The sequence below is a fragment of the Sphingomonas sp. PP-CC-1A-547 genome, assembly GCF_003610375.1.
GTDB lineage: Bacteria > Pseudomonadota > Alphaproteobacteria > Sphingomonadales > Sphingomonadaceae > Sphingomonas.
In genome coordinates this window covers 194663-205526 of record NZ_RAPZ01000014.1, presented here as the reverse complement: position 1 = coordinate 205526, position 10864 = coordinate 194663, and the positions used below count along the sequence as shown (strand labels likewise).

Sequence of the window (10864 nt, the reverse complement as noted above, 5' to 3'; positions counted from 1 at the left end):
GTTAGGGATAGAGTGTAGCGGCTCTAGGACGCGGCCCGTTGCGAGGCAACTGTCGGGCCGGTTCTGAGGCCGGTGCGTGGCGGTGTGCTCGGCATGCGGCGCCTCCTCGTACAGGGCCCGGTTAGTCCCGATCCGGAAGTGTCTAGATTGGTCTGTTGCGTAATCGCCACAGGCGCAGTTCAATCGTGAGCCGCCCCGCGCAAAGACCGTGACAAAATCCACGGACATAACTAGCAACAAACTCGCTGAGACACAGGCAACGGCCGTGGTTCGGGGACTGCTTTTCCGCTCCGTCGCAAGACGAGATGCGAGAGCAAAAAAATGGGGGCTGACGAGCGATCGTCACGCAGGCGCCCGGATCGGCAACGGTCCGGGCGTTTGCTTGTCCGGCATAGTTCACCGCAGCGATCTATACTCTAGCAGATCTTGAACTGCTGTCGCGGCCGCCTCGGCAATACAGTCAAGACGCTGCGCCCGGATGCTCTACCGCGGCCGATCGCTTGGAAACGTCGAAGCGCGGCGCGCGCGTTACCGGGTCCGGCGCTTCGTCAGCCGTGACGCCGCACCATTTTCCTCCGCGTTGAGCTTGCGCCAGCGTTCGAAGCGGTCCGGCGCCAGCGTCCCCGCCGCGATCGCCGCCTGGATCGCGCACCCCGGCTCCACCCCGTGCGAACAATCAGCGAACCGACACTCCTGCGCGAGCAGCGCGATATCGTCGAACACCTCGGCCAGCCCGGTCGCGGCCTCCGACAATTGCAGTTCGCGCATACCGGGAAGGTCGAGCAGCCAGCCGCCCTGGTCGAGCCGGTGCATCTCGCGCACCGTGGTCGTGTGGCGGCCGGTACCGTCCTTGACCCGCACCGCCTGCGTTCCGATGGTGTCCGATCCCCGCAACGCGTTGACGAGCGTGGATTTGCCGACGCCGGACGAGCCGAGGAACGCGACGGTCTTGCCGGGCCCGCACCATGCCGCCAACCGCTTGACGTCGGCCCGGTCGCGCCCGTCGACGGTTTCGACGAGCAATCCCGGTTCGATCGCGCACGCGGCGGCGGCGAACTCCTCGGGCGTGTCGGTCAGGTCGGCCTTGGTGAGGACGACGACCGGGGGCACCCCCACCTCGCGCGCCAGCACGAGATAGCGCTCGAGCCGGGCGATGCTGAAATCCTGGTTGCACGATGCGACGATGAAGACGGTGTCGACATTGGCGGCGATCATCTGATCTTTCCGCGGATCGGCCGGTGAGCGTCGCTTGAACAGGTTCAGGCGGCGGAGGACGCGCGTCGCCTCCTGCGTGCGATCGTCGATCAGCAGCCAGTCGCCGACTGTCGGGTGATCGTCCTCGGGCTGCGCACCGGCGATATAGGGCGAGACGAAACCGTCCGATTTGGCGCCGGACACCGCGATCTTGCCACGGTGCACCGCCATCACGCGGACAGGGTGGCATTGGAGTCGCTCGTCCTCGGTCAGCTGGTCCGCGAAATGCGCAGTCCAGCCAAGGTCTGCCAAAGTCTGGTCGGTCATAGGCTACGCGCGGTATCTTTCCTGGCGACGCGGCGGCGGTCGCACCGCCTATCGTCTAGGCCGCGACGAAGGGCATTGCCATCGCCGTATGCACACACGACCGCGCAATGGCGGTGCGCCTGACGGCGGATATTCGATGCTGTAGGGAATAAATGGCGGAGAGGGTGGGATTCGAACCCACGGTACCCTCGCGGGTACGCCGCATTTCGAGTGCGGTACGTTCGACCACTCTGCCACCTCTCCGCAGGTCATCCGAAGCTCTGCGAACAGCGCCTCCGATCGGTCGAAGCGCGGCCTCTAATGAAACGGCCCCAGCGATGCAAGAGGGTTTTGAGCGCTCCCAGCGCCGCTCGACGCGTTTTCCTTGTGCGGCGCAAAACAAACCCTAAATTGGCGGATATGCCCCGACACGACAGTATCGCTCACGACATCACCCGCCCGATCGTGCCCGCCGAGGTGGTCGCACCGCCGGTTTCGCACGCGAATTTCTCGATCGGCGACGTCGTGCGGCACCGGCTGTTCGATTTCCGCGGCGTGATCTTCGACGTCGACCCGGTGTTTGCGAACAGCGACGAATGGTATGCGGCGATCCCCGAGGACATCCGTCCGCGCAAGGACCAGCCTTTCTACCATCTGCTCGCGGAGAACATGGAGTCGAGCTACGTCGCGTATGTCAGCCAGCAGAATCTGGTGCCGGACGACAGCGACGAGCCGGTCGACCATCCAGCGATCGACGGGCTGTTCAGTGACTATGCGGATGGTCGGTACGCGCTGCGGCAGGTTCATCGGCACTAAGGGCGAATCGCTTAGTCTGTAAAAAGCTTGTTCTCCCGCGAAAGCGGGAGCCCAGACTGGGTCCCCGCCTTCGCGGGGAAGCTATTCTCCGCCTCGCCTGTAGGCAGCACCTCGCGGTAAACCACCCTTCCCGCCCCTTCGCGGTTGACAACCCTCCCCCCCTCGCTTAGCTGCCCGGCTTCTTCCGGCGGACCCTGCGTTCGTGGGATACACGTATTTGGAAAGTGACAAGGGCCATGTTCGCAGTCGTGCGCACGGGCGGCAAGCAGTATCGCGTCGCCGCCGGAGATAAGATCGTCATCGAGAAGATCGAGGGCGATGCAGGTGCGTCGGTGACGCTGGGTGACGTTCTGCTGGCGGGCGAAGGCTCCGAGCTGCGGTCCGTCGAGGGCTTCGTCGTCGCTGCAGAGATCATCGCGCAGGCGAAGGCGGACAAGGTCATCGTCTTCAAGAAGCGTCGCCGTCATAACTATCGTCGTAAGAACGGCCATCGCCAGCAGCACACGATCCTGAAGATCGTGTCGGTCGGCGGCCAGACTGCCCAGGCGAACTCGGCGCGCAACGAGGGCGACACCGCCCCGGCCGCTCAGGCATAAGGAGTAGCTTCAGATGGCACATAAGAAAGCAGGCGGCTCTTCGCGCAACGGTCGCGATTCGGCCGGTCGTCGCCTCGGCGTCAAGAAGTTCGGTGGCCAGGCGTGCGTCGCCGGCAACATTCTCGTGCGTCAGCGCGGGACGAAGTTCTACCCGGGCACGAACGTCGGGATTGGTACGGACCATACGCTGTTCGCGCTGGTCGATGGCCGCGTCGTGTTCAGCCAGGGCAAACTTGGTCGCAAGTTCTGCTCGGTCGAGCTGGCAGCGAACGACGTCGGCCAAGATGCTGGCGACATGGCAGCAGCAGCCGAATAACATCGGGTAACCATCCGGGTTGCCCACCAGGGTGACCCGGGTCGCGAAAGCGAACCTGAACAAGGGAGACGGGTCACCCCGGCTCCCTTTTTTATTGCTCCCTCCCCCTCGCCTGTCGCTGCCGTGTCATCCGGACATGCCAGGACGCCAGGCGCGATGCGTGAAGGAGAGAGCCGTGTTCGCGCGCACCAAGAGACTGACGTTGCGGCCGGGCTGGCCGGAAGATGCGCCTGCATTGGCGCGGGCGATCGGCCATGAGTCGGTGGTCGCCAAGCTGGCGCGGGCGCCCTGGCCGTATGCGCTGGGGGATGCCGAGGCGTTTCTCTCGCAGCCGCGCGGGCCGCATGATCCACATTTCCTGATCGAGACGATGGAAGCGGGCGCGCCGCGACTCGTCGGCGGGATCGGTATCCGCGCGGCGGATGCGGGGCATGAACTTGGCTATTGGCTAGCGCCGGAGGCCTGGGGTCGTGGCTATGCGACCGAGGCGGGAGAGGCCGTGGTGGCGATGGCGCGGCATGCGCTGGGCTTGCGGCGGCTGGATGCGTTTCATTTCGTGGACAACCCGGCGTCTGGGCGCGTGCTGGCGAAGCTCGGGTTTCGGCCGACTGGGCGGGTTGAACCGCGGACGTCGCGTGGGCGGGGTGGCGAGGCGCCTGCGGTGATGTTCGAGCTGGATCTGGATGACGATCGATGCGCGCCGATGCCTTTGGCGGCGTGAGACGCGCGACCATTATGGATCGGCACCACCCCGGCGAAGGCCGGGGCCCAATTGGAAAGGTCGCAGTAACGGAGCGCTGACCTCCGTTAGCAACGTCCCCCAATTGGGCCCCGGCCTTCGCCGGGGTGGTGCTTCAGTTTATGTGGGTAGCCCCTCAGCAATAGCTGTTCCCCCGCGAAGGCGGGGGTCCAGGAATCACGGGCGGTGGTGCTTGGTATCCTGGGCTCCGGCCTTTGCGGGAGAACTGGGAAAGGAGGGAGAGGCCTCGAGCCCAGGGCTCAGGCGACCGCCGCCACCCGCTTCGCAACCGGCAGCACCGCCGCCTCATACTCGCTCTCCGCCAAGCCGATCAGCGCGCGATCGTCGTGCTTCCATGGATGGAACCCCGGCAGGAAATACGCGGCCCAGACGCCAGCGATCTTGCGCGCCATCCCCGGGTTGCCGAACGCGTACCACGCCATCCGCGCCCACACCCTCGGCCCGGTCAGCCCGTCCTGCCGCAGCAGTTCCGCCATGCCCCGCGCCCGCCCGGTGAAGAAGCGCCACGTCGTGATCAGCATCACCAGCGACTTCACCCGCCAGCGCGTGAAGCGCGGCCAGTCCCGCGTTGCGTGGAGCCATGTGTCGTAGGCGACGCCCTTGTGCTCGATTTCCTCGGCGGCATGCCACAGCCAGAGCGCCGCCGCCTGCTGGTCACCGCCGGCGAGGTGCTTCGGGTTGGCGATCAGTTCTTGCGCCAGCATCGCGGTGAAATGCTCGAGCGCGGTGGTGGCGGCGAGGCTCGCGATCTCTGGCCGCCCCTTGGTCAGCGCCAGTGCCGCATCGACATCGACGATCAGCGGCGCGACGTCATAGCCCTGGTCGGTGACGTGGCGGTTGAACGCGACGTGCTCGCGGGTGTGGATCACCTCCTGCTTGATGAAGGCGTTGATCTCGGCGTGGAGTTTCGGCGGCGTGCCCTCGCGAAACTTCCGGACGCTGTCGACGAAATAGCCCTCGCCCTTCGGAAACGTCACCGACAGCGCGTTGTAGAACGCCGTCGCGATCGGATCATCGTTCAGCCACCAGCGGCGAATCGTGGCGCCGCGGCCGAAGCGGCGGTCGCGCGGGGTGATCGTCAGATCGGCAGGCGTGGTTGCTTTCGCCACGGAAACCTCCAAACAGGAATGAACACTCGTTACTTACATTGATGTAAATAGGTTTCCCGGTCTGTGACGTCAACTCCGCGCAAGCGACTCTCCCCCACCGAATCGCGTGAAGCCGCCGTCGAGGCTGCGCGAGCCCTGCTCGTGGAGAGCGGCCCCAGCGCGGTCACGCTCAAAGCCGTGGCAGGCCGCGTCGGGCGGACGCACGCCAATTTGCTCCATCATTTCGGGTCGGCGGAGGCGCTGCATACCGCGCTGATCACGCGGATGGCGGCGGACATCGTCGGCACTATAGGTGCAGCGGTGCTGCGCGTGCGGGCGGGCGAGCTCGACCCGCGCGAGGTCGTGGAGATGACCTTCGACGCGTTCGGCAAGGGCGGCGCGGGCGCGCTGGCGAGCTGGATGATCCTGTCGGGCAATACCAATGCGCTCGATCCGATCCTCACCGCTATTCACGACCTCGTCGACGAACTGGCGGAGGGCGACATGCCCGGCGACCAGCCGATCCAGGAACAGACGCTGACGCTGGTGCTGATGGCGCTCGGCGATGCGCTGATGGGGGCGCCGATGGCCCGCGCACTCGGGCTGCCGGTCGGCAAAGCCCGCGAACTCGCGCTCGACGCACTGCTCGCCAGCAAGGACGCCGCCGCCCCTGCCCGCTGCTGAGCGCATCGGTTCGGGGCTCGAATCACGAGGCGAATCGCAGAGGGTGGAGATTTTCGCCAATTTCGCTATGGGGCGGCGATGCATTTTCTAGACCAAGCCAAGATCTACGTACGTTCGGGTGAGGGCGGCCCCGGTGCCGTCAGCTTCCGCCGCGAAAAATATATCGAATATGGCGGCCCCGATGGCGGCAATGGCGGCAAGGGCGGCGACATCGTGTTCGAATGCATCGCCGGCCTGAACACGCTGATCGACTTCCGCTACACGCAGCATTTCCGCGCGCCCCGCGGCTCGGGCGGATCGGGCTCGAACCGCACCGGCGCGGGCGGCAAGGACCTCGTCATCCGCGTTCCGCTCGGCACGCAGGTGCTGTCGGAGGACAAGGAAGAGGTACTGATCGACTTCACCGAGGTCGGCCAGCGCGAAGTGCTGTTCCGCGGCGGCGACGGCGGGCGCGGTAACGCGAGCTACAAGACGTCGACCAACCGTACCCCGCGCCAGCACGGCACCGGCTGGCCGTTCGGCGAGGCGTGGGTCTGGCTGCGGCTGAAGCTGCTCGCCGATGCCGGCCTCGTCGGGTTGCCGAATGCGGGCAAGTCGACCTTCATCAACCAGGTGACGAACGCGCAGGCCAAGGTCGGCGAATACGCCTTCACGACGACGCGGCCGCAGCTGGGCGTGGTGCGCCACAAGCAGCGCGAGTTCGTGGTCGCGGATATTCCAGGACTGATCCAGGGTGCGGCCGAAGGTGCGGGGATCGGCGACCGTTTCCTCGGGCATATCGAGCGGTGCCGGGTGCTGCTGCATCTGGTCGATGCGAACGACCGCGACGTGGCCGAATCGTACCGGATCGTCCGCGACGAGCTGGAGAATTACGGCGAGGGGCTCACCGACAAGAAGGTGATCGTCGCGCTGAACAAGATCGACATGCTCGATCCTGAGCTGATCGCGGCGCTGTCGGCGGAACTGGCGGAAGCCAGCGGTGCCGAGGTGATGGCGATTTCGGGGGCGAGCGGCGCTGGCATCGAGGCGGTGCTGGACCAGCTGATCGAGGCGATCGGGCCTGCTCCGGGCGCGGCGAAGGAACTGGAAGAAGGCGAAGTGCCGGTCGCATGGTCGCCGCTCTGACGTCTTGCTTAGCCCTCTCCCCTGCGGGGAGAGGGTTGGTTCCAGATTTCTCCCCTCCCGCTTGCGGGAGGGGTCGGGGGAGGGCTTTCTTGTCGACAAGTTACGCCCGCCCCTCCCCTAACCCCTCCCGCAAGCGGGAGGGGAATGCGTGATGTTTCCACCGTCTTCGTGTGCGCGGCTGATCGTAAAGATCGGGTCGGCGTTGTTGGTCGATCCTGACGGAAGCGTTCGGCGGGAGTGGCTGACAGGTCTCGTCGCCGACATTGCCGCTCGGACTGGTGAAGGCCAACAGGTCGCGATCGTGTCGTCTGGGGCGATTGCCTTGGGCGCACGCCGGCTTGGTCTTGCCAAGGGCGGTCGGGCCAGTCTCGAGGACGCGCAGGCCGCGGCGGCCACGGGCCAGATCGCGCTTAGCCAGGTCTGGGCCGAACTGCTCGCCGCGCAAGGGCTTAACGCGGCCCAGATACTCGTCACGCTGGACGATCTCGAAGACCGGCGACGCTATCTCAACGCCGCCGCGACGCTCAACCGGCTGCTGTCCCTCAAAGTCGTGCCAGTCATCAACGAGAACGACAGCGTTGCGACCGAGGAAATCCGGTTCGGCGACAATGACCGCCTCGCAGCCCGCGTCGCGCAAGCTGCTGGAGCGCAGGGCGTGATCCTGCTGTCCGACGTCGACGGGCTCTACACCGCCAATCCGCATACCGATCCGTCCGCGACTCATATCGCCAGCGTTGGCCGGATCGATTCGGTGGCGGGGATGGCGGACGACGGGTCGGGCTCGGGAATGGGATCGGGTGGGATGGCCTCGAAGATCGCCGCGGCGCGGATCGCGACGGGTGCGGGTATTCCTTTGGCGATCGCGTCGGGCCGGATCGAGCACCCGCTGTCCACCCCTGCCCGGCACACGATCTTCACCGCCGAGCGGACTGCGTCTGCGCGGAAGGCTTGGTTGGCGGGCGGGCTGACCGCGAAGGGTGCGATCCATGTCGATGCGGGGGCTGCGGCTGCGCTTGGTCAGGGGCGGAGTTTGCTGGCGACTGGCGCGACGCGGATCGACGGGGGTTTCGCGCGGGGTGATCTGGTGACGATCGAGGGGCCGGGCGGGACTGTCGCACGGGGGCTTGCGGAATATGATGCGGCGGATACCGCGCGCCTGCTCGGCCGTCACAGCGACGATCATGCGGCGATCCTCGGTTACGCGCCTCGGTCTGCGCTGGTGCATCGCAATCACCTGGCGCTCGTATGATGGGCCGCACCTTGTTCACCCGCGAAGGCGGGTGCCCAATATGTTCACCCGCCTTCGCGGGTGAACATACTTCTTATGCTACCTCGGGAGCGGCGTCATGATCCTGGCCATCACCGGCGGCACCGGGTTCGTCGGCAGCCACCTGATCGACCATGCGCTGGAGACCGGGCACACCGTCCGTGCGCTTGCCCGGAAACCGCAGGCCAAGCGCATCGGCGTGACCTGGGTCGAGGGCGCGCTCGATCGCCCGAAGAGCCTGGCGACCTTGGTCGAAGGGGCGGATGTGGTGATCCACGTCGCCGGTGTCGTCAACGCGGCCAACCGTACGGACTTTGCCGAGGGTAACGTCGCCGGTACAGAGGGCATCCTCCAGGCAACGCGGGCCGCGGGCATCCGCCGCTTCGTCCACGTCTCCTCGCTTGCTGCACGCGAGCCGACGCTGTCGAACTATGGCTGGTCGAAGGCCGAGGCGGAAACGCGCGTGCAGACGTCTGGGCTGGACTGGACGATCGTCCGCCCGCCCGCGATCTTTGGTCCGCGCGACCACGAGCTGCTGGACGTCTTCAAGGCGGCACGGTCCGGCTACATCCCGATGCCCCCGGCCGGCACGCGCGTCTCGCTGCTCTACGTCGAGGACCTGACCGCGCTGTTGCTCGCGCTCGCCGAGGGTAACGATGCGCCATCGATCATGGAGCCCGACGACGGTGTGTCCAACGGCTGGGACAACCGCGACTTCGCACGCGCGATCGGCGTGGCCGTGGGCAAGCCGGTCAGGGTCTTCTCGACACCGCGCGCGCTCCTGAAACTGGCGTCCGCCGCCGACCGGCTCGTCCGCCGCGGCAAGGCCAAGCTCACGCGCGACCGGGTCAGCTATTTCTGCCACCCCGACTGGGTCTCGCACAAGCCGCCGCCGGCCGCGCTGTGGACACCCTCGGTCCCGACACCGCAGGCGCTCGCGCAAACCGCGGCGTGGTATCGCGCCGCCGGGCTGCTATAGCGCCGAAAAGCCGCCGCAATTCCCTGTCAGGACTGCGCCGACACCCGGAAGGATTACGATGAGCGACCGCCAGCAGATCTACGACACCGTCACCGCGCAGATCGAGCCGTTCAACAAGAAGAACGCGCCGCTGACCGATGCGACGACGTTCCAGGGCGACCTGGAGTGGGACAGCCTGACCGTCATGGATTTCGTTGCCGCGATCGAGGACGAGTTCGACATCATCATCACGATGAACATGCAGGCCGAGATCGAGACGGTCGGCCAGCTGGTCGACGCGGTCGCGAAGTTGAAGCAGGACTAATTCAAAATATCCCGTTCGTGGTGAGTAGGGACTGAGCGTGGCGAAGGCCCGTATCGAACCACCTGCCCTTCGATACGCGTCTTCGGCTTCGCTCAGCCGCTACTCAGGACGAACGGAAATTTTCAAGGCCGAATGACGATGACCGAAGCCGCCACCACTGCCCACGCCCTCCCCGTCGACGCTCCCGAGGTCGCTCCCGAACGCGATCTCATGTCGAAATTCGACGCGCTGATCGCCGAACGCGAGGCGCTGATCGCCAGTGGCGTGCGCAATCCGTTCGCGATCGTGATGGACGAGGTGAAGGGCCCGACCCAGGCGGTAATCCGCGGTAAGGACACGATCCTGCTCGGCACGTATAATTACATGGGTATGACGTTCGACCCCGACGTCATCCAGGCGGGCAAGGACGCGCTCGACGCGTTCGGGTCGGGCACCAACGGCAGCCGGATGCTCAACGGCACGTTCCACGATCATATCGACGTCGAACAGGCGCTCCGCGAATTCTACGACATGACCGGCGCGATCGTGTTCTCGACCGGGTACATGGCCAATCTCGGGATCATCTCGACGCTCGCCGGCAAGGGCGAATACGTCATCCTCGACGCCGACAGCCACGCGTCGATCTACGACGGCTGCAAGCAGGGCAATGCCGAGATCGTCCGCTTCCGCCACAATGACGTCACCGATCTCGACAAGCGGCTCGGTCGCCTGCCGAAGGAAGCGGGCAAGCTGGTCGTGCTCGAAGGCGTCTATTCGATGCTTGGCGACATCGCGCCGCTGAAGGAGATGGTAGCGGTCGCCAAGAAGCATGGCTGCATGGTGCTGGTCGACGAGGCGCATTCGATGGGGTTCTTCGGCCCCAATGGCCGCGGCGTGTACGAGGAAATGGGGCTGACCGACGAGGTCGATTTCGTCGTCGGCACCTTCTCGAAGTCGGTCGGCACGGTCGGCGGGTTCGTCGTGTCGAACCATCCGAAGTTCGAGATGGTGCGGTTCGCCTGCCGCCCGTACATCTTCACCGCATCGCTGCCGCCGTCGGTGGTAGCGACCGCCGCGACCTCGATCCGCAAGCTGATGACCGCGCACGACAAGCGCGCGCAGCTCTGGAAGAACGCGCGCCGGCTGCACGGCGGGCTGAAGGCAATGGGCTTCAAGCTCGGCACCGAGACGTCCGATTCGGCGATCATCGCCGTGATCCTGACCGACCAGGAACAGGCGATCGCGATCTGGCAGTCGCTGCTCGAGGGTGGTCTCTACGTCAACATGGCGCGCCCGCCCGCGACGCCCGCGGGGACGTTCCTGCTGCGCTGCTCGCTGTGCGCGGAGCATACCGACGAGCAGATCACGACGATCCTCGGGATGTTCGAGACAGCTGGCCGTGCCGTCGGCGTGATCGGCTGACGCTCGTTTCCTCCCCTTGCAGGGGAGG

Annotated in this window: 12 protein-coding genes and 1 tRNA gene; 10 read left to right on the top strand and 3 right to left on the bottom strand. The window is 65.9% G+C overall.

Annotated features, from left to right (window positions below; translation table 11 throughout):
• Positions 1 to 528: 528 nt before the first annotated feature.
• On the bottom strand, positions 529 to 1521 hold the full coding sequence (gene rsgA, locus C8J39_RS16180; RefSeq protein WP_120301377.1) for a ribosome small subunit-dependent GTPase A: 993 nt from the start codon (positions 1519 to 1521) through the stop codon (positions 529 to 531).
• Positions 1522 to 1674: 153 nt separating this feature from the next.
• Positions 1675 to 1764 (bottom strand) — tRNA-Ser (locus tag C8J39_RS16175).
• Between the two features lie 156 nt (positions 1765 to 1920).
• On the opposite strand from C8J39_RS16175, the gene hspQ reads away from it, so the two are divergent.
• From hspQ to C8J39_RS16155, 4 genes are all read left to right on the top strand, one after another.
• Positions 1921 to 2316: a heat shock protein HspQ gene (hspQ, locus tag C8J39_RS16170; RefSeq protein ID WP_056489554.1), complete on the top strand. Its 396-nt coding sequence runs from the start codon at positions 1921 to 1923 to the stop codon at positions 2314 to 2316.
• Positions 2317 to 2552: 236 nt separating this feature from the next.
• Positions 2553 to 2912, top strand: a complete 360-nt coding sequence (gene rplU / locus C8J39_RS16165; RefSeq protein ID WP_120301376.1) for a 50S ribosomal protein L21 — start codon at positions 2553 to 2555, stop codon at positions 2910 to 2912.
• A 13-nt stretch (positions 2913 to 2925) separates the two neighbouring features.
• Positions 2926 to 3228 carry a 50S ribosomal protein L27 gene (gene rpmA, locus C8J39_RS16160; RefSeq protein ID WP_060527420.1) on the top strand — a complete coding sequence of 101 codons (303 nt, stop codon included), beginning with the start codon at positions 2926 to 2928 and terminating at the stop codon, positions 3226 to 3228.
• A 175-nt stretch (positions 3229 to 3403) separates the two neighbouring features.
• On the top strand, positions 3404 to 3949 hold the full coding sequence (locus C8J39_RS16155; protein WP_243650176.1) for a GNAT family N-acetyltransferase: 546 nt from the start codon (positions 3404 to 3406) through the stop codon (positions 3947 to 3949).
• Positions 3950 to 4227: 278 nt separating this feature from the next.
• Here the strand turns inward: C8J39_RS16155 and C8J39_RS16150 are convergent, their stop codons facing one another.
• Complete coding sequence (locus C8J39_RS16150; protein ID WP_120301375.1) at positions 4228 to 5097, bottom strand: metal-dependent hydrolase; 870 nt, start codon at positions 5095 to 5097, stop codon at positions 4228 to 4230.
• Positions 5098 to 5160: 63 nt separating this feature from the next.
• Between C8J39_RS16150 and C8J39_RS16145 the strand changes: the two genes are divergently transcribed.
• The 6 genes from C8J39_RS16145 (at position 5161) to spt (ending at position 10836) form a co-directional block, all read left to right on the top strand.
• The gene (locus C8J39_RS16145) at positions 5161 to 5760 is read left to right on the top strand and encodes a TetR/AcrR family transcriptional regulator (RefSeq protein WP_056055838.1); all 600 of its coding nucleotides are present in this window, start codon (positions 5161 to 5163) and stop codon (positions 5758 to 5760) included.
• Positions 5761 to 5838: 78 nt separating this feature from the next.
• On the top strand, positions 5839 to 6885 hold the full coding sequence (gene obgE, locus C8J39_RS16140) for a GTPase ObgE (protein WP_056055836.1): 1047 nt from the start codon (positions 5839 to 5841) through the stop codon (positions 6883 to 6885).
• Positions 6886 to 7036: 151 nt separating this feature from the next.
• A complete protein-coding gene (proB, locus tag C8J39_RS16135; RefSeq protein ID WP_120301374.1) occupies positions 7037 to 8134 on the top strand; it encodes a glutamate 5-kinase in 1098 nt (365 codons plus the stop codon).
• Positions 8135 to 8231: 97 nt separating this feature from the next.
• Positions 8232 to 9131 carry an NAD(P)-dependent oxidoreductase gene (locus C8J39_RS16130; protein ID WP_120301373.1) on the top strand — a complete coding sequence of 300 codons (900 nt, stop codon included), beginning with the start codon at positions 8232 to 8234 and terminating at the stop codon, positions 9129 to 9131.
• Between the two features lie 58 nt (positions 9132 to 9189).
• Positions 9190 to 9435 carry an acyl carrier protein gene (locus tag C8J39_RS16125; RefSeq protein ID WP_056065939.1) on the top strand — a complete coding sequence of 82 codons (246 nt, stop codon included), beginning with the start codon at positions 9190 to 9192 and terminating at the stop codon, positions 9433 to 9435.
• Between the two features lie 138 nt (positions 9436 to 9573).
• Positions 9574 to 10836: a serine palmitoyltransferase gene (gene spt / locus C8J39_RS16120; protein ID WP_056066129.1), complete on the top strand. Its 1263-nt coding sequence runs from the start codon at positions 9574 to 9576 to the stop codon at positions 10834 to 10836.
• Positions 10837 to 10864: the final 28 nt, after the last annotated feature.

What these genes read in the sequence shown, in the direction of transcription:
- rpmA (WP_060527420.1), top strand. Translation starts at nt 2,926, where the DNA reads ATGGCACATAAGAAAGCAGGCGGCTCTTCGCGCAACGGTCGCGATTCG.
- hspQ (WP_056489554.1), top strand. Translation starts at nt 1,921, where the DNA reads ATGCCCCGACACGACAGTATCGCTCACGACATCACCCGCCCGATCGTG.
- spt (WP_056066129.1), top strand. Translation starts at nt 9,574, where the DNA reads ATGACCGAAGCCGCCACCACTGCCCACGCCCTCCCCGTCGACGCTCCC.
- rsgA (WP_120301377.1), bottom strand. Translation starts at nt 1,521, where the DNA reads ATGACCGACCAGACTTTGGCAGACCTTGGCTGGACTGCGCATTTCGCG.
- proB (WP_120301374.1), top strand. Translation starts at nt 7,037, where the DNA reads ATGTTTCCACCGTCTTCGTGTGCGCGGCTGATCGTAAAGATCGGGTCG.
- C8J39_RS16130 (WP_120301373.1), top strand. Translation starts at nt 8,232, where the DNA reads ATGATCCTGGCCATCACCGGCGGCACCGGGTTCGTCGGCAGCCACCTG.
- rplU (WP_120301376.1), top strand. Translation starts at nt 2,553, where the DNA reads ATGTTCGCAGTCGTGCGCACGGGCGGCAAGCAGTATCGCGTCGCCGCC.
- obgE (WP_056055836.1), top strand. Translation starts at nt 5,839, where the DNA reads ATGCATTTTCTAGACCAAGCCAAGATCTACGTACGTTCGGGTGAGGGC.
- C8J39_RS16125 (WP_056065939.1), top strand. Translation starts at nt 9,190, where the DNA reads ATGAGCGACCGCCAGCAGATCTACGACACCGTCACCGCGCAGATCGAG.